Origin of the sequence: Nocardia rhamnosiphila NBRC 108938 (genome assembly GCF_000720425.1) — a bacterium.
Classification (GTDB): domain Bacteria; phylum Actinomycetota; class Actinomycetes; order Mycobacteriales; family Mycobacteriaceae; genus Nocardia; species Nocardia rhamnosiphila.
Map to the genome: position 1 here is coordinate 264,695 of NZ_JOAJ01000003.1, position 17,169 is coordinate 281,863.

Annotated in this window: 14 protein-coding genes; 8 read left to right on the forward strand and 6 right to left on the reverse strand. The window is 69.6% G+C overall.

The annotated features are described in order from the left end of the window. Positions 1-212: 212 nt before the first annotated feature. Positions 213-1,379, reverse strand: a complete 1,167-nt coding sequence (locus tag IG75_RS0113030) for a protein kinase family protein (RefSeq protein WP_030521507.1) — start codon at positions 1,377-1,379, stop codon at positions 213-215. 191 nt (positions 1,380-1,570) lie between these two features. Between IG75_RS0113030 and IG75_RS0113035 the strand changes: the two genes are divergently transcribed. Next, positions 1,571-2,581 (forward strand): hypothetical protein, encoded by a 1,011-nt coding sequence (locus IG75_RS0113035; RefSeq protein ID WP_030521508.1) that lies wholly within the window; start codon positions 1,571-1,573, stop codon positions 2,579-2,581. A 7-nt stretch (positions 2,582-2,588) separates the two neighbouring features. Here the strand turns inward: IG75_RS0113035 and aspS are convergent, their stop codons facing one another. After that, on the reverse strand, positions 2,589-4,415 hold the full coding sequence (gene aspS / locus IG75_RS0113040; protein WP_030521509.1) for an aspartate--tRNA ligase: 1,827 nt from the start codon (positions 4,413-4,415) through the stop codon (positions 2,589-2,591). 145 nt (positions 4,416-4,560) lie between these two features. Here aspS and ypfJ point away from each other — a divergent pair, with 145 nt between their 5' ends. Beyond that, a complete protein-coding gene (gene ypfJ / locus IG75_RS0113045; protein ID WP_030521510.1) occupies positions 4,561-5,487 on the forward strand; it encodes a KPN_02809 family neutral zinc metallopeptidase in 927 nt (308 codons plus the stop codon). A gap of 18 nt (positions 5,488-5,505) precedes the next feature. On the opposite strand, the gene IG75_RS0113050 is transcribed toward ypfJ, so the two are convergent. Both IG75_RS0113050 and IG75_RS0113055 read right to left on the reverse strand, forming a co-directional pair. Further along, positions 5,506-7,131, reverse strand: coding sequence for a hypothetical protein (locus IG75_RS0113050; protein WP_030521511.1), 1,626 nt, complete (start codon positions 7,129-7,131; stop codon positions 5,506-5,508). Then, positions 7,128-7,445, reverse strand: a complete 318-nt coding sequence (locus IG75_RS0113055) for a type VII secretion target (RefSeq protein ID WP_030521512.1) — start codon at positions 7,443-7,445, stop codon at positions 7,128-7,130. The genes IG75_RS0113050 and IG75_RS0113055 overlap by 4 nt, the downstream gene beginning before the upstream one ends. Before the next feature lie 201 nt (positions 7,446-7,646). On the opposite strand from IG75_RS0113055, the gene IG75_RS0113060 reads away from it, so the two are divergent. From IG75_RS0113060 to IG75_RS0113080, 4 genes are all read left to right on the forward strand, one after another. Beyond that, a complete protein-coding gene (locus IG75_RS0113060) occupies positions 7,647-8,648 on the forward strand; it encodes an NAD-dependent epimerase/dehydratase family protein (protein WP_036513709.1) in 1,002 nt (333 codons plus the stop codon). Between the two features lie 31 nt (positions 8,649-8,679). Beyond that, positions 8,680-9,696, forward strand: coding sequence for an Rv2578c family radical SAM protein (locus tag IG75_RS0113065; protein ID WP_030521514.1), 1,017 nt, complete (start codon positions 8,680-8,682; stop codon positions 9,694-9,696). 293 nt (positions 9,697-9,989) lie between these two features. Beyond that, complete coding sequence (locus IG75_RS0113075; RefSeq protein WP_030521515.1) at positions 9,990-11,951, forward strand: 2-oxoacid:acceptor oxidoreductase subunit alpha; 1,962 nt, start codon at positions 9,990-9,992, stop codon at positions 11,949-11,951. Then, positions 11,948-13,036: a 2-oxoacid:ferredoxin oxidoreductase subunit beta gene (locus IG75_RS0113080; protein ID WP_030521516.1), complete on the forward strand. Its 1,089-nt coding sequence runs from the start codon at positions 11,948-11,950 to the stop codon at positions 13,034-13,036. Before IG75_RS0113075 ends, IG75_RS0113080 begins: the two co-directional genes overlap by 4 nt. A 48-nt stretch (positions 13,037-13,084) precedes the next feature. Here IG75_RS0113080 and IG75_RS0113085 read toward each other — a convergent pair whose 3' ends face one another. Together IG75_RS0113085 and hisS are read right to left on the reverse strand one after the other, a co-directional pair. Beyond that, a complete protein-coding gene (locus IG75_RS0113085; RefSeq protein WP_051714550.1) occupies positions 13,085-13,729 on the reverse strand; it encodes a hypothetical protein in 645 nt (214 codons plus the stop codon). A 158-nt stretch (positions 13,730-13,887) separates the two neighbouring features. Next, positions 13,888-15,150, reverse strand: a complete 1,263-nt coding sequence (gene hisS, locus IG75_RS0113090) for a histidine--tRNA ligase (protein ID WP_030521518.1) — start codon at positions 15,148-15,150, stop codon at positions 13,888-13,890. A 192-nt stretch (positions 15,151-15,342) separates the two neighbouring features. On the opposite strand from hisS, the gene IG75_RS0113095 reads away from it, so the two are divergent. Together IG75_RS0113095 and IG75_RS0113100 are read left to right on the forward strand one after the other, a co-directional pair. Beyond that, positions 15,343-16,230, forward strand: coding sequence for a peptidylprolyl isomerase (locus tag IG75_RS0113095; protein ID WP_030521519.1), 888 nt, complete (start codon positions 15,343-15,345; stop codon positions 16,228-16,230). Between the two features lie 323 nt (positions 16,231-16,553). Next, positions 16,554-17,147, forward strand: coding sequence for a hypothetical protein (locus IG75_RS0113100; RefSeq protein ID WP_030521520.1), 594 nt, complete (start codon positions 16,554-16,556; stop codon positions 17,145-17,147). The last annotated feature ends 22 nt before the right edge of the window (positions 17,148-17,169 follow it).

The window sequence follows — 17,169 nt, forward strand, 5'->3', positions numbered from 1 at the left end:
CCCGGCGCCGACACGGAGGCCGGGCGCGGCCACCGGAGACCGCACGGGCGGCCTCTCGGCTCGTCACGCGACAGGTGGGTCGGTCGGCGAAGTGGGAGGCGGGCTCACACGCCGACCGACAGGCAGACCCACACGCGAAGGTGGCAGGCAGACTCGCCCGCGAAGGTTCTGTGTTTTTCGGCGGCGCCTTCGGAGCCGCCGAAAAACACAGCTCAGCTGAAGTGTTCGTCGAGGACCGCGCAGACGGCTTCGGCGAAATCGCCGACGGCGTCGTTGCCGAGGCACCGCGCGTCCTCGGCCAGACCGGCCCACCGGTTGAGCAGCGCATCCGAGCGCGGCACCGACAGGCCGTGTTCGCGGGCGGCGGCGATACGCGCGTGATCGGCCGGGAGGAACCAGTAGGTGCTCAGCCATACCCAGATCAGCCGGGCTTCGAGGATCTTGTCCGCGAGCAGCGCGTCGTCGGCGAGCGCCGGCCAGACGCCGACCACTTCGGCGCGCCACGCCTCCACCATCTGCAGGGCGCGTTCGCGGGAGAGTTCGATATCGCAGAGGCAGCCGGGGAAGGAGACCAGCGCGTAGGCGATATCGAGGGTGGCGTCCCGGAATCCGCCCCATTCGTAGTCGAGGATGCGGGCGCCTTCGTCGTTGAGGATCACATTGTCGGGGCACAGGTCCGACGGGCTGAACGCCCGGAACCGGCCGCCGGTGAACAGGCGCGCGCCGTGCGCGATCTGTTCACTCACCTCGTCGGGGACCTCCATACCGAGTTCGCGCCGCAGCACCGCGGGCATCTCCGCGACCGCGGCCTCCGCCTGCTGGGCGATTCCGTCGACCCGGTGCACGACATCGACACGGCGCAGCAGTGCCACGAAATCGGGTTCGCGGCCCACCGTGGCGGCGTGCATCCGGCCGAGCGCCTGCGCGAACGCCATCATGGCATTGCGGGTGGCCGGTTCGATCCCGGAACTCAGCACATCGGTGAGTTTGGTGTTCTCCCCGAGATCGCTGAGGACGAGCAACCGGTCGGGCAGGCTGTGCGCGATCAGATAGGCGCCGGGGCGTTCCCCCCGGCTCAGCGCGGTGGTGAACTGGTAGGACACCGCCTCCCGGAGGAAGGCCGAATCGACGCTCGCGACACCCGGGGTGATGGTGACGTTCTTCGGGTCCGACACCGACCCGCGCACCTGCTTGATGATCAGGGTGCGGGGTAGCGAGAAAGCGTTTTCGGCGACCCGGACGCGGAGGACGGTCGTCCGTCCACTGCCGCTGAGTTCGGTGGGGTCGCTCAGCTTCACCGGAGCACCCATTCGCTTTGTGAGCAACTGCTGTGCTGCGGATACGACTTCGGTGGCTCGTTCGGCCAGTAGTGCAGTCATCGCATCTCAAGTTACTCGCATCCGGTCACTTCTAGCGAGCGGTTGAACAACCTTTCCGTGTCGTTCGGCGTGTCCGCCGCGCTCCCCGCCGCGTGACCGGCCTGCTTGACACCGCTGTGCCGGTCGGGTTTTCTCGATCTGAACTGCTGTGCGCCACACCGGAAACCAGCTGCGTCGAAAGGTATGCCAGCGTGACCGACACACCGCGTTCCGCCCCGGTCTCTCCCGGCGATCCGGCAGGTGAGCAGCCCCCCGCACCCGGCGGCCCGCGGCCCGCCGCCGCGCCCCAGGGCGGCAGTGCCGTGGTGAGCAGCGACACTCCGCTCCCCGGCGCCCCACCACCGGCGGGCAAACCACCCGCGACCCGGCCGGGCACCGTGGACGAGACGCCCGGTGTGCCGCGCGACGCCCCACCGCCCGATGCCGCCGGGGCCGGCGCTCCGGGGCCTGCGGGCACCACACCGTACGGCACCGCGGAGCCCGGCGGCGTCCCCGGTCGGCCGGTGTACGGGCCGACCGGCACGGGACCGGACCCCAACACCGGGACCTACGGCTACCAGGCCTACGGCACCGGGATCCCGGGTCGGCTCGATATCGGCCACGCGCTCAGCTACGGCTTGGAGAAGTTCAAGCGCAATCCGGGACCGTGGGTCGCGGTCACCTCGCTCGGCCTGATCATCTATCTGCTGGTCTGTCTGGTCGTCCGGGTGGTGGAGCCGCGCTCGGCGCTCGGCCTGTTCGTGATATTCGCCGCCGTCATGGCCGGGTTGTGGCTGCTACAAGCCGCCATGGTGCGGGGTGCGCTGTACGAAACCGACGGTTACCGGCCGGGTTTCGGTTCCTACTTCTATCTGGGCAGTATGGCGAACGCGTTCCTGACCGCGCTGCTCGCCTTCCTCGCGACCACCCTGGCCTCCGCGCTGTGCCTGCTCCCGGGGATCGCGGTGGGGATCGGCTGTATGTTCTCGCTGCACTTCGCCATCGAACAGGGGCAGAGCCCGGTGGAAGCCATCAAGTCCAGCTTCCTGCTGGTGCTACGGGACCCGGTCAGGGTGCTGCTCCTGGTGCTCACAGTGGTCGTGGTCACGGCACTCGGCCTGCTGGCCTGCGGGCTCGGCCTGCTGGTCGCGGGCCCGGTGGCGACGATCGCGGTCACCTACGCGTATCGCACGCTCACCGGGGGCCCGGTGTCACCCGTGTAGCGGGAACCTAGGCGCTACCACCTGCCGGGGCCGCGGCCTGCACCGCGCCGTTGCTCTCCGACCCCTTCCCCTTGGGCTGGGGCGCCGCGTCCAGACCGGCTTCCTTGCGCTGCAGGGCGGTGATCGGCGCCGGCGCGTCGGTGAGCGGGTCGACCCCGCCCCCGGTCTTCGGGAAGGCGATCACCTCGCGGATGGAATCCAGGCCGGCCAGCAGGGCGACGATACGGTCCCAGCCGAAGGCGATACCGCCGTGCGGTGGGGCGCCGAAGGCGAATGCGTCCAGCAGGAAGCCGAACTTCTCCTGCGCTTCGGCTTCGCTGATCCCCATCACCTTGAATACGCGCTCCTGCACGTCCTTGCGATGGATACGGATACTGCCGCCGCCGATCTCGTTGCCGTTGCAGACGATGTCGTAGGCGTAGGCCAGCGCGGCGCCGGGGTCGGTGTCGAAGGTGTCCACCGATTCCGGCTTCGGCGAGGTGAACGCGTGGTGCACCGCCGTCCAGGCCGAATGTCCGAGCGCTACATCGCCGCTGGCGGTGGCGTCGGCGGCCGGTTCGAACAGCGGGGCGTCCACGATCCAGACGAACGACCAGGCGTTCTCGTCGATCAGCCCCACCCGGTGCGCGATCTCGGAACGGGCCGCGCCCAGCAGTGCCCGCTGCGCCTTGGCCGGCCCGGCGGCGAAGAACACACAGTCACCCGGCTCGGCGCCGACGTGCGCGGCCAGGCCGGCGCGCTCGTCCTCGGTGAGATTCTTGGCGACCGGCCCGGTGAGGGTCCCGTCCTCGCCGACCAGTACATAGGCCAGGCCCTTGGCGCCGCGCTGTTTGGCCCAGTCCTGCCAGGCGTCGAGCTGCCGCCGCGGCTGGCTCGCGCCGCCCGGCATGACGACCGCACCGACGTAGGGCGCCTGGAACACCCGGAACGGGGTGTTCGCGAAGTATTCGGTGCACTCGGTGATCTCGACCCCGAAGCGGAGGTCCGGTTTGTCGCTGCCGAACCGCCGCATCGCCTCGGCGTAGGTCATATGCGGGATCGGCGTGGGAATCCGGTAACCGACGAGGTCCCACAGCGCCACCAGGATGTCCTCGGCGAGCAGGATGACATCCTCCTGCCGGACGAAGCTCATCTCCAGGTCGAGCTGGGTGAACTCGGGCTGGCGGTCGGCGCGGAAGTCCTCGTCGCGGTAGCAGCGCGCGATCTGGAAGTAGCGTTCGATTCCGCCCACCATGAGCAACTGCTTGAACAGCTGCGGGCTCTGCGGCAGGGCGTAGAAGTTACCGGGCTGCAGCCGGGCGGGCACCAGGAAGTCGCGGGCGCCCTCGGGGGTCGAACGGGTGAGCGTCGGAGTTTCGACCTCGACGAACTCGTGCCGGGCCAGCACCGCGCGGGCGGCGGCGTTCACCTTGGACCGCAGCCGGATGGCATGGGCGGGGCCCTCGCGGCGCAGGTCCAGGTAGCGGTACCGGAGCCGGGCCTCCTCACCGGGCTGTTCGTCGAGCTGGAACGGCAGCGGCGCGCTCTCGTTGAGCACCTCGAGTTCCTTGACATCGACCTCGACCGCGCCGGTCGGGAGTTCCGGGTTCTCGTTGCCCGCGGGCCGCTGTTCCACCACGCCGACGATCCGCACGCAGTATTCCGCCCGCAACCGGTGCGCCTGCTCCGCCGCCGGACCTTCGCGGAACACGACCTGCGCCACCCCGGACGCATCACGCAGATCGATGAAGATCACGCCACCGTGGTCCCGCCGCCGTGCCACCCAACCGGAGAGGGTAACGGTCTGACCGGCCTGTTCACTTCGCAATGAACCGGCCAAGTGGGTGCGCAGCACGGTATTCCTTTCGACGGTCGGAGCACACCGGGACGGCCTCCGGATGCGGTTGCCATCGTAGTGGGCCCCGCCGAGCGGACGTAAACGGATATATTGCGAGCACCCGAGCACGCCGCGGTGAACACGTTCACAGACGGGATCAGCCATGACCTTCAACGAGGGATCACAGATCGACCCCGGTCGCGCCTCGTCGGGCCCGGGCCCGGGGCGGGGTGGGAAAATCGCCCTCGGCGGCGGCGCCGGCGGCCTGATCGTTCTGGTACTGGCCCTGCTGCTGGGTGGGGATCCGGGTTCGATGCTGGGCCAGTTCACCGGGGTCGAGGATGCACAGCAGGGCACCGGCGAGACCGCTGGTACGCCCGAGCACTGCCGGACCGGCGCCGACGCCAACAAATACGTGGACTGCCGGGTGGTGCTGACCGCACAGAGCCTGGACTCGGTCTGGTCGGCGGAACTGCCGGGACAGACCGGGGTCGCCTATACCGAACCCGGTATCCGCCTGTTCACGGGCGGCATTTCCACGGGCTGCGGGTACGCGAGCAGTGAAGTGGGCCCGTTCTACTGCCCCGGCGACCGGACCGCCTATTTCGATGTCGGTTTCTTCCAGGAACTGGTGGACCGGTTCGGTGCGAGCGGTGGGCCGCTCGCCCAGGAGTATGTGGTGGCGCACGAGGTGGGCCACCACATCCAGAACCTGCTCGGCGATATCGGCCGGGCGCAGCAGGATCCCCGGGGCCCGGAGTCCGGTGCGGTGCGCACCGAGCTGCAGGCCGACTGCTACGCGGGTATCTGGGCCCACTACGCGGACAAGACGCCCGCGCCGGGATCGGATACGCCGCTGCTGATGCCGCTGGCCGATACCGATATCAAGGATGCCCTGTCGGCCGCCTCCGCGGTCGGTGACGACCGGATCCAAGAAGCCGCGACGGGCCGGGTGAATCCGGAGGCGTGGACGCACGGCGCCTCCGATCAGCGCCAGAAGTGGTTTCTCACCGGATACCGCACCGGCGAGGTGGCGGCCTGCGACACCTATTCGGCCGGCGATCTGAGCAACCCGGCGGGCCTGCGCTGACCCGCCGGGACGGCCGGCTCAGAACTGGTTGTCGTAGCCCGCGTCCTCATCGGCGTCCACCGCGCCGATGACCTCCGGCGCGGATTCCCCGAGCGGCCCGGTGAGATCGTCGTTACCGGTGGGACTCCGGTAGGGATCGACTGTGCGGGAGTGTTCGTCGTCGTTGTTGCGCTGCCCGGCGGCGCCGCCGGGCGAACCCATGAACGAACTCGACGCGGGTGTGGTGGCGGCGGAGGGCATACCTGTCACCGGCAGACCGGGACGGACCACACCCGTCAGCGGTGTCTGGCTCGCTCCGGGCACTCCGGGCACTCCGGGCAGCGCGGGCGAACCGGGCGTACCCGGGGTGCCGCCGGGCGAACCGGTGGACAGGCCGGGGCTTCCCGTGGTGAGTCCGGGGCTGCCGGACGTGGTGCTCGGGCTCCCGGAGTTCAGGCCGGCCAGGGTGGTGGCGGCGGGATCGTCGCCGGAGCCCAGTGCCGATTCGAGTGCCGAGGTATCGGAGGCCATGCTCTGCGCCTGCTGCATGATCGGCTCGCCGACACTCTGGGCCACACTCTGCGCGGCCTCGGCGGCCTTCTGCGGGTCCACACCGAGCAGGTTCTGCACCATTCCGCCCAGCTCCGCCGTCTTCCCGGCGAGATCACCGCGGGTGCCGTTGGCCACGATCACGGCCTGCCCCAGATGCTCGGTCGCCGAGGCGATGAGAGCGGTCTGGGCGGGCGGCGTCATAACCACCGGGGCGAGTGCGACCGCCTGTCCCAGAAACGATGTCGCGATGGTACTGAGCTGGGCATTGCCCTGTTGTACGACCGCGGCGGCCGCCTGGGTGAGGGCCGCGATATCGATACCGCGCTGACTGGTCTGGAGCCCGGAGTTGTTCGCCTCCTGCCCGGCGGTCTGGGCGGTCTGCGCGGCGTCGCTCTCCCAGACCTGGCCCATGGCGGTCAGGCTGCTCTTGCCCACGCTCATGGCGACCTCGATGACCTGGGAGGACTGGCTCAGGATCGCGGTCGGGTCCAGGGCTCCGATGACCCCGGTGCCGAAACTGCTCAGCAGGTCGCGGATCGGCTGGAACAGCACATCGATACCGGGCAGGGCGGGCAGGGCGGCGCCATTGAGCAGTGCTCCCACCGGATCGGCGGGCAGTGCCGGAGCGGCCGCCGCAGGCGTGGCTCCGGCCGCGGCGGCGCCGGTGCCGGAGGGGAGGCCACCGCCGGCGGCCGTGTTCAGCACCTGCCCGAGGACACCCTCGGCGGTTTCCAGCACCGGCGCCGCGGCCTCGTTGACGACGCCCAGCAGCTCGTTCGCCTGAGCGTTGGCCTCCTCGGCCGCACCGGAAAGGATGTCCTGCGCTCCGGCCGGTTCCCCGCCCGGCCCGGACAACCCGGGCAGACCCGCCGCGGGTACGCCGGTCTGCGGTGCGTCGTCGGAGATCCGCCGCGAGAGCACGAATTCCGGTGCCTCCACCGGCAGCTCACCCTCGGGCAGCTGGGCGAGCGGAACATCCTGGATGGCGGCGGCCGGGTCCGGTGCGGCCGCGGGGGCGGCGGTTTCCGGAACATGCACCGGGACGGCCGGCGCCGCCTGCTGGAGCTCGGGGGCGATGAGGCCCGCGGAGGCGGTGGTGTCGAGCGGTTTCACAGGCCACCCCCGGCCACACCGAGCACACCGGCCGTACCGTCGTCGGTGGCGTCGTAGTTGAACGCGGAGGTGAAGGCGGCCTCCGACAGTTTCTGGTATTTGGCCGACAGATCGTTGATATCGCGCGCCTGCAGGACCTGGGCGGCGGCGAACATGGCCAGATAGTCGGCGCCGATCAAACCGAAAACCGGTGTCAGTGCGGCCACATTGGCCACGGCGTCGATATTGCCGGCTGCCGCGATCTCGGTCCCGATTCCGGAATTCGTGATTCCGAACGCCCGCAGCGCTTCGGTCGCTACCGAGAGATCACTCATCGAGCTCCCCCCTGATTCTTCGTGAACATCCTCGTGGCCACCGCGTGGAACGCGCCCTATGCCGCAACGACGCACACCCCTTGTGGCACCAAATGGTTGCCGCCCGAATATAGCCCACTCGCCCTGCCGCACACGAGACGCGACGGAGCCGTAAAACTAGAACCTGTTGCAAATTAGAACAAGTTCTATATTCTCGTCTCCATGAAGGTCGCAGTGACCGGCGCAGCCGGCTACCTGGGTACGAATCTGCTCCCGTTGCTCGCCGAGCGGGGTGACGAGATCGTCGCCATCGACCGGGTGGCACCCCGGCAGCCCGGCGCGGCGAACATCTCCTGGGTGAGCGCCGACGTCCTGGACCCCGAATCCATGCGCGCCGCACTCGAGGGCGCCGAGATCGTCTACCACCTGGTCGCCGTGATCACTCTCGCCGACAAGCACGATCTGGCCTGGCGGGTGAACACCGAGGGCGTCCGCGTGGTCGCCGAGGCCGCCCATGCCGTCGGAGTACGGCGGTTCGTGCACGCCAGCTCGATCCACGCCTTCGACCAGTACAGCTGCGGCGGGAACATCGACGAGACGACGCTGCGGTCCACCGACGCGGGCCTGCCGGTGTACGACCGCTCCAAATGGGCCGGCGAGCTCGCACTGCGCACGGTGGTCGAGGCCGGTCTGGACGCGGTGATCTGCAATCCCACCGGGGTTTTCGGGCCGGCCGATCACGGCACCCCGCTGTCGCGCATCAACCGTTCGCTGCGCGACGCCGCGCGCGGCCGCATCCCGGCCATGATCGACGGCGGTTTCGACCTGGTGGACGTCCGCGATGTCGCGCGCGGTCTCGTCCTGGCCGGTGAGCACGGCCGGACCGGGGAGAACTATCTGATCGGCGGCGAGATGATCTCCATGCTCGACCTGTGCCGGATGGCCGCGCGGCACGGCGGGAAGAAGGGGCCACGCTTCTCCATCTCCCCGAAACTGGTCTCTGGTCTCATCCCCGTGATGGAGCCGATCGGTAAGCGGCTCGGCACCGACATCGTCTCCAAGGCCGCGCTCGGCGCGCTGGTCTCGGCGCCGCTGGTGGACCACGGCAAGGCCACCCGGGAACTCGGCTACCGACCACGTCCCATCGACGACACGGTGCGCGACCTGGTCGCCTTCTTCGCCGACCCGCACGCCCCGCTGCCGGATTTCACCCCGACTGCTTGACAGCACATAGAACGCGTGTTCGACTGGTCCGGTGCGGTGGCAGAACCAAACCCTGGATGCCGACGACGGCGCGCTGCCCGGGCTGGACCGGGCCGGATTCGCCCGCACCGTACAGACTCCCGAATTCGACGGGATCACCTTCCACGAAGTGCTCTGCAAGAGCGCGCTGAACAAGGTGCCCGACGAATCGACTCTGCCGTTCCGGTGGACGGTCAATCCGATGCGCGGTTGTTCGCACGCCTGCCGCTACTGTTTCGCGCGCGGTTCGCACGAATACCTGGACCTCGACGCCGGAACGGATTTCGACACCCAGATCGTCGTGAAGACCAATATCGCCGCCGTGCTGCGGCGCGAGCTCACCCGCCGGTCCTGGCACCGGGAGCAGGTGGCGCTCGGCACCAACACCGATCCCTACCAGCGCGCGGAGGGCCGGTACCGGCTGATGCCCGGAATCATCCGCGCTCTCACCGATTCCGGGACGCCGTTCTCCCTCCTCACCAAGGGCACCCTGCTGCACCGGGATCTGCCGCTGCTCACCCTGGCCGCGCGGGAGGTGCCGGTGCACATCGGTATCTCGCTGGCCCTGCTGGAACCCGAACTGCATCGCGGACTGGAACCGGGCACCCCGTCGCCGCGCGCCCGGCTGGACCTGGTGCGCGCCTGTAGTGACGCCGGTTTCGCGGTGAACATCATGGTGGCGCCGGTGATCCCGTACCTCACCGACGGCCGGTCCCAGCTCGACGAGTTGTTCGGTGAACTGGCCGCGGCCGGTGCGGCGTCGGCGGTCGTGCTGCCCCTGCACCTGCGCGGCAGCACCCGGGACTGGTTCCTGGGCTGGCTGGCCGAACACCATCCGGCACTGCTGCGCCGCTACCGCCAGCTGTATCGGCGCGGTGCGGTGGTCGCCCCCGAGTACGCCGGCTGGTTGCGCGAACGTATCGATCCGCTGCTGGAGCAGCACGGTCTGCTCCCCGAACGCGAGGCCGAACCCCGCGCCCCACTCCCTGCCGAGCCTCGACCGGCCCCCCAGCTCGAGCTCTTCGCCTGACCGGATCCCCGCGGAGTACCCGGCGGAGGTCACGCCCGGCGCCGGCCGATCCGCCGCGCGATCCCGGCCACCGGCACGATGTCCTCCGAACCGTCGTGGAACGGCGAGTTCCAGGTCATAGGGCCCGGCACGCCCGGCGCACTACCCTGGTAGGTACCACACAAGTACGACGCAGGAACACCTCGTTCCGCTTCCGCCGCCGACCCGGCCGTGTGCTTTTCCGGCGCGGCGACCCCGCCCCGGGGTAGGTTGGCGACCGGCAGCTCATTTCGACGAGGAAGTGAAGCACGCGTATGGTTTCGCACCACGACAATATCGGCCGCCCCGACACCGCTTCCGCCGGGAACGACTCCGGCACAGCGGTATTGGACCGTGTCGTCATTCGCTTCGCGGGCGACTCGGGCGACGGTATGCAACTCACCGGCGACCGGTTCACCCACGAGGCGGCCGCCTTCGGCAACGATCTGGCCACCCAGCCCAATTTCCCGGCCGAGATCCGGGCACCGCAGGGGACGCTGCCGGGTGTGTCGTCGTTCCAGATCCAGATCGCCGACCACGATATCCTCACCGCCGGCGATCAGCCGGATGTGCTGGTCGCGATGAACCCGGCGGCGCTGAAGGCCAATCTGGGCGAGTTACCGCGTGGCGGCACCGTCATCGTCAACACCGACGAGTTCACCAAACGCAACCTCACCAAGGTCGGCTACGCGGCCGATCCGCTGGCCGACGACAGCCTCGGCGAGTTCGTGGTCCACCAGGTGCCGATGACCTCGCTCACGCTGGCCGCCACCGAGTCCACCGGGGTCGGCAAGAAGGACGGCCAACGCGCCAAGAACATGTTCGCGCTGGGCCTGCTGTCCTGGATGTACGGGCGCCCCCTCGGCGGTACCGAAAAGTTCCTGCGGGAAAAGTTCGCCGCGAAACCGGATATCGCCGAGGCCAATATTCTCGCCTTCCGGGCGGGCTGGAACTACGGCGAGACCACCGAGGCCTTCGCCACCACCTACAGCATCGCCCCGGCGGTCCTGCCCACCGGTACCTACCGGCAGATCACCGGTAACACGGCATTGGCATATGGGCTGATCACAGCCGGTTCGCTGGCGGGCCTGCCCGTGTTCCTGGGGACCTATCCGATCACCCCGGCCTCCGATATCCTGCACGAGCTGAGCAAACACAAGAACTTCGGCGTCACCACCTTCCAGGCCGAGGACGAGATCGCCGGGATCGGCGCGGCGCTGGGGGCGTCCCTCGGCGGCGCGCTCGGGGTCACCAGCACCTCGGGCCCCGGTTTGGCGCTCAAGAGCGAGACCATCGGTCTGGCCGTGATGACCGAGCTGCCGCTGTTGATCATCGATGTACAGCGCGGCGGCCCGTCGACCGGGCTGCCCACCAAGACCGAACAGGCCGACCTGCTGCAGGCCCTGTACGGACGCAACGGCGAATCCCCGGTGGCCGTGCTGGCGCCGCGCTCACCCGCCGACTGTTTCGCCACCGCGGTGGAGGCCGCGCGGATCGCCCTCACCTACCGGACGCCGGTGCTGTTGCTGTCCGACGGTTCGATCGCCAACGGTTCCGAACCGTGGGCCATCCCGTCGGTGGCCGACCTCGATCCCATCGATCCGGGCTTCGAGTCCGGCGCGGAGGGCGAGTTCCTGCCCTATGCCCGCGATCGGGAAACGCTGGCGCGCCCGCTGGCGGTCCCGGGCACCGCGGGCCGGGCCCACCGGATCGGTGGGCTGGAGAAGGCCGACGGCAGCGGCGATATCTCCTACGATCCGGCCAATCACGACCTGATGGTGCGGTTGCGGCAGGCCAAGATCGACGGGATCACCGTGCCGCCGGCCGAGGTGGACGATCCCGACGGCGCGGCCGAAATCCTGCTGGTCGGCTGGGGCAGCTCCTACGGACCGATCGGTGAGGCGTGCCGGCGGGTACGGCGCCGGGGCGGGCGAGTGGCCCAGCTGCATCTGCGGCATCTCAATCCGCTGCCGCCCGATCTGGGCGAGGTCCTGCGCCGGTACCCCACCGTGGTCGCCCCCGAGATGAACGGCGGCCAGCTGGCCCTGCTGCTGCGCGCGAAGTACCTGGTGGACGTCCAACCGTGGACCAAGGTCGCCGGTACGGCGTTCTCCGCCCAGGAACTGGTGGGCGTCATCGACGCGGCACGGGACGGAACCCTGGCCGGACTCGAGCACGACAAGGCCCGCGCCGCGCGGGCCCGGGCCACGTATCGCACGAACGGGGGCGCATCATGACCATCGTCGAAACATCGCTGACCGGGACCGAGCTCGGGCTCACACCGGTCTCCGGCCTGTCCGGGGTGCCGACGGCCGACGGGCCGCAGAAGGCCAAGGACTACACCTCCGACCAGGAGGTGCGCTGGTGCCCCGGGTGTGGCGACTATGTCATCCTCGCCACCGTGCGCGGCTTCCTGGCCGATCTCGGCCTGCGCCGGGAGAACCTGATGTTCGTCTCCGGAATCGGCTGCTCGAGCCGCTTCCCCTACTACCTCGACGCCTACGGTATCCACTCCATCCACGGCCGCGCGCCGGCCATCGCCACCGGGCTGGCGGTGACCCGCCCGGATCTGTCGGTCTGGGTGGTCACCGGCGACGGCGACGCCCTCTCCATCGGCGGCAACCATCTGATCCACGCGCTGCGCCGCAATGTCAATATGACGATCCTGCTGTTCAACAATCGGATCTACGGCCTGACCAAGGGCCAGTACTCCCCCACCTCGGAACCGGGCAAGGTGACCAAATCGACCCCGATGGGTTCGGTGGACCACCCGTTCAACACCCTGTCGGTGGCGCTGGGCGCCGAAGCGACCTTCGCCGCCCGCGCCCTGGACTCCGACCGCACCGGCCTGAACGAGGTACTGCGCGCCGCCGCCGAACATCGCGGCACCTCCTTCGTAGAGATCCTCCAGGACTGCCCGATCTTCAATGACGGATCCTTCGATGTGCTGCGCCGCGGGGACAGCGAGTCCCGGCTCATCCGCCTGCGCCACGGTGAACCGCTACGGTTCGGCGCCGACGGTGAATACGCCGTGGTGCGAAGGGGCTTCGGTCTCGCCGCGGTGCCGGCGGCGAATGTTCCCGACGACGAGATCGTGGTGCACGACGCGCATACCGACGACCCCGAGTACGCCTACGCGCTGTCCCGGCTCTCCGATCAGGACCTCGACCATGTGGTCACGGGTGTCTTCCGGGCGGTGGACCGACCCACCTACGACGACGGAGTCCGGGCCCAGACCGCCGCGGCCCGGGAACGGTTCCCGGTGGCCGAAGACTCACTGCAGAATCTGCTCACCGGCTCCGAGACCTGGACGGTGCGCTGAGCGGCTCGTCGGCGCGCGGGCGGTCGCCGGCCGACGCCGGTTCCGCGGTCAGTACAGGGTCGCGATCTCCTCGTCGGTGAGCACGATCGGAGCGACATAGTCCTTGGCCCGGGTCAACGTCACCGCGCGATACAGCGGCCGCTGCGGAAGCGGCGCGTCGCGGGCCTCGGCACGTAGCTGATGGACGAGTAGATCCGCCACCGCGAGCGCCGCGGGAAGGTCACTGCGCACCAGGGCGTCCGCCAACCGCCGCAGTCCCAGCAGATGCAGCTCACGGCCGCTCCCCGCGTCGGTGTACATGGCCAGCGGGACGACCTGCCGGTCGGGGCCGGCGGTCAGCCGCAGCACCAGGCGGCTGAGCCGGCCCGGATATATCAGCAGCTCGACACCGGTAACGGCCGCGATATCGAGGGACCGGGTGCCGAGCAGGGTGCGTGCGTTGATCGAGGTCCCGCGTAGCCACAGCCGGCGCCGGGGTACCGCCAGGGCATAGCCCACGGCCGGTACGGCCACGACCAGTGCCGCCACCAGCCCCGCCGGCGGGCCGAACAGGAGTCCGGCGATCACACCGACCGCGAGAGCGAGCGCGAGGGCGATCGACGCCAGTCGTCGGAGCACCGGCCCGTAGATCTCCGGGGCGACCAGGTCCAGCCCGATTCGCTGGGCGTCGTCGGGCACGGGTAAATCGGTCACGGCAGGCGCATTTCGATCAGGGGGACAGGGTCGCACCGGACAGTACTACGCCACGTCGGACAGCGCCCAGCACACGGCCGCACGATTCGTCTGCCCGATCGCCGGTCTGCCCGATCGCCGCATCGTCGGCCAGACCCACGATGCGGCGGCCGAGGCGACTACTGCGCGGCCAGGGTGGCGACGATCTCGTCGAGCGGGATCTGCCGCTGGTCCCCGGTCTGCATATCCTTCAGCCCGATGGTCCCCTCGGCCAGATCGCGATCGCCCAGGATCAGCGTGGCCCGCGCACCCGACCGGTCCGCGGCCTTCATGGCGCCCTTCACCCCGCGGCCGCCGTAGGCCAGATCCACCCGGACCCCCGCGGCGCGCAGCTCACCGGCCAGGACCACCATGCGCTGGGTGGCGGCCTCGCCGAGCGGGACACCGAACACCTCACAGCGGGCCGGGTCGCCCGCCGTGACGCCCTCGGCGGCCAGCGCCAGAACCGTGCGGTCGACACCGAGACCGAAACCGATTCCGGACAGGGCCTGCCCGCCCAGCTCGGCCATGAGTCCGTCGTAGCGGCCGCCGCCGCCGATCCCGGACTGGGCACCCAATCCGTCGTGCACGAACTCGAAGGTCGTCTTCGTATAGTAGTCCAGCCCACGCACCATGCGCGGATTCGGCACATACGGCACGCCGAGTGCGTCGAGGTACGCGAGAACCTGGTCGAAGTGGGTTTTGGCGGATTCGGAGAGGTGGTCGATCATCAGGGGCGCCGTCGCGGTCATCTCCCGCACCTCGGGCCGCTTGTCGTCGAGTACACGCAGCGGGTTGATCTCGGCCCGCCGCCGGGTCTCGGCGTCCAGGTCCAGCCCGAACAGGAACTCCTGCAGCCGCTCGCGGTACTGCGGGCGGCACGTCTCGTCACCGAGCGAGGTGATCTCCAGCCGGAACCCGGTCAGGCCCAGGCTCCGGAACCCGGCATCGGCAACCGCGATGACCTCGGCGTCCAGCGCCGGATCGTCGACGCCGATGGCCTCCACACCGACCTGTTGCAACTGCCGGTACCGGCCCTTCTGCGGCCGCTCGTAGCGGAAGAAGGGGCCGGCGTAGCTCAGCTTGACCGGCAGCTGGCCGCGGTCGAGGCCGTGTTCGATCACCGCCCGCATCACCCCGGCGGTGCCCTCGGGACGCAGGGTGACGCTGCGATCGCTGCGATCGGAGAAGGTGAACATCTCCTTGCTCACCACATCGGTGGACTCGCCGACACCCCGGGCGAACAGTTCGGTGTCCTCGAAGACCGGCAGCTCGATATGCCCGTACCCGGCGAGTCGGGCGGCGCGGAGCAGACCGTCGCGTACCGCGACGAACTCGGCCGAACCGGGCGGAACGTAATCCGGCACCCCCTTCGGGGCGGAGAAGCTGCTGGTCTTGGTCACGGTGAACCAGTTTCCCCCACCCGCCCCGGTCGAGTCCAACCGGTTCCGCCCTATCCGGGCCCCGAGGCGGCCGGTCCGGTCGATATCCGGGTGCCGGGCGCCGGAGATGGCAGACTCTAGTGCCGGAAGCAACAGACCAGCCGCGACCGGCCGGGCCGGCAGGCCCGGCCGCCGCACGGGAGGAACGTGGTAGTGCCCAGCAACGAACAACGCCGAGCGGCGGCGAAACGCAAGCTGGAACGACAGCTCGCCAACCGGGCCGAACGCGCGCGCAAGCGTAAACAACTGACCATCGCCGGATCGGCGCTCGGGGTCGTCGTGGTGATCGCCGCGGTGACCGGGGTGTACTTTCTGACCCGCGGCGGCGAGAGCGCCGATACGGCCTCCAATGCCTCGCAGACGCCGGACGCCTCGCTGTCCAGCACGCCGGGCGCGGCCCCGCCCCCGCCCGCGGCCGCCAAACCGGCCAGCGTGAACTGCACCTACCGGGACAGCGCGGAACCCGCGTCCAAGCCGGTGCAGAAGCCGCGCGCGGAGGGCATCCAGACCGGGGACGGCAACTCCTCGCTGAGCATCAGCGTGGACTCCAACCAGGGTCCGCTGGGACTGACGCTGAACAACGCCGAGTCGCCGTGCACGGTGAACAGCTTCGCCAGCCTGGCCGGCCAGGGCTATTTCGACGGCACCAACTGCCACCGGCTCACCCAGGGTGAGGGCCTCAAGGTGCTGCAGTGCGGTGACCCGACCGGTACCGGCACCGGTGGCCCGGGGTACGAATTCGACAACGAGTACCCGACCGATCAGTTCGCGCCGAACGATCCGGCGCTGCAGCAGCCGATCAGTTACGGACGCGGTGTGCTGGCCATGGCCAATGCCGGACCGGGCACCAACGGTAGCCAGTTCTTCATCGTGTACGGCGATTCGATGCTCCCGCCGAACTACACGATCTTCGGCACCGTGGACGAGGGCGGCCTGGCGACCCTGGACAAGATCGCCGGTCAGGGTCAGGACGAATCCAACGGTCCCGGCGACGGTAAACCCACACAGCCGGTGACGCTGAACTCGGTCCGGATCGACTGATCCCGGCGGCCCCGCCCTCGGGCGCGTTCCGCTCACCTCGGTTTCCGGCGATATATGCTGGTCGGCGCAACGTTGCGAAGACTGAGCCCCCATCTCTCGGGTAATCTCGAAAAAGGGAGTGCGCGTGACCAAGTCGTGCTCTCCGGCCGCAGTTCCGGGCCGGGGCGCCGCTCGCGAGTTCTCCCGGTGTTCGCGTCGCGCCGGGCGTACCTTCGCCGGGCGGTTCCGCGGGCCGGCCGGCGGATCCCGATCCGCCGGCCCGGCCCGTGCCGCCGGGGCACCACAACATCCAATAGTGCACACCGCAGTATCGGGGAGCAGCCATGTCCGAGGAACTGGACGACATCGGCCGGGAAACCGCGGCCATGATGAAGACGATGTTGCAGATCGCGACATTGGTCGCACTCAAGGCCCGGGAACGCGGCCAGCGTGAAGCCGAGATGCGGGTCAAGATGACCGAGGCCCGGGTGAAAGAGGCGCGAGAGCTGCAGATCCGCGAGGCGCGCGACGCCAAGGCCAAGGATCCGCGCAATCTCGCCCTGAGCCAGACCATTTCGCGGTCGGTCGCGGAGGTCGGGCCACCGGGCACCTCGGTACCGCATCGGGAAACGCCCGGCTATCGCGGCGTCCAGCTCGAGAAGGACCGCTTCTCGATGAGCTCGTTCGCCGAGAAATCCGATCAGGTGAGCAGCGCGGCGGACGCGGTGCGCTACGACTCGGTGGAGCGGCGGGCGGCCCTGGCCGCGCATCTCGCCAAGATCGGTGTCGCACCCGAATTGGCCGCGGCCCGGATGCTGGTCGAGGTCGGGCAGGCCACCCCGCCGAGCGAGGCGGTGCGCAACCGGCCCGATCGGGCGCCGTCGGTCCAGCGTGCCCGGGAGCAGGAACTCGCCCGCGGTCTCGAACGTAGTCGCTAGGCCGCGGTTCCGGCCGGAGTAC

Excerpts from the sequence above, each read along its gene's own strand:
- IG75_RS0113030 (WP_030521507.1), bottom strand. The coding sequence starts at position 1,379 with ATGACTGCACTACTGGCCGAACGAGCCACCGAAGTCGTATCCGCAGCA.
- ypfJ (WP_030521510.1), top strand. The coding sequence starts at position 4,561 with ATGACCTTCAACGAGGGATCACAGATCGACCCCGGTCGCGCCTCGTCG.
- IG75_RS0113055 (WP_030521512.1), bottom strand. The coding sequence starts at position 7,445 with ATGAGTGATCTCTCGGTAGCGACCGAAGCGCTGCGGGCGTTCGGAATC.
- IG75_RS0113060 (WP_036513709.1), top strand. The coding sequence starts at position 7,647 with ATGAAGGTCGCAGTGACCGGCGCAGCCGGCTACCTGGGTACGAATCTG.
- IG75_RS0113075 (WP_030521515.1), top strand. The coding sequence starts at position 9,990 with ATGGTTTCGCACCACGACAATATCGGCCGCCCCGACACCGCTTCCGCC.
- IG75_RS0113080 (WP_030521516.1), top strand. The coding sequence starts at position 11,948 with ATGACCATCGTCGAAACATCGCTGACCGGGACCGAGCTCGGGCTCACA.
- IG75_RS0113100 (WP_030521520.1), top strand. The coding sequence starts at position 16,554 with ATGTCCGAGGAACTGGACGACATCGGCCGGGAAACCGCGGCCATGATG.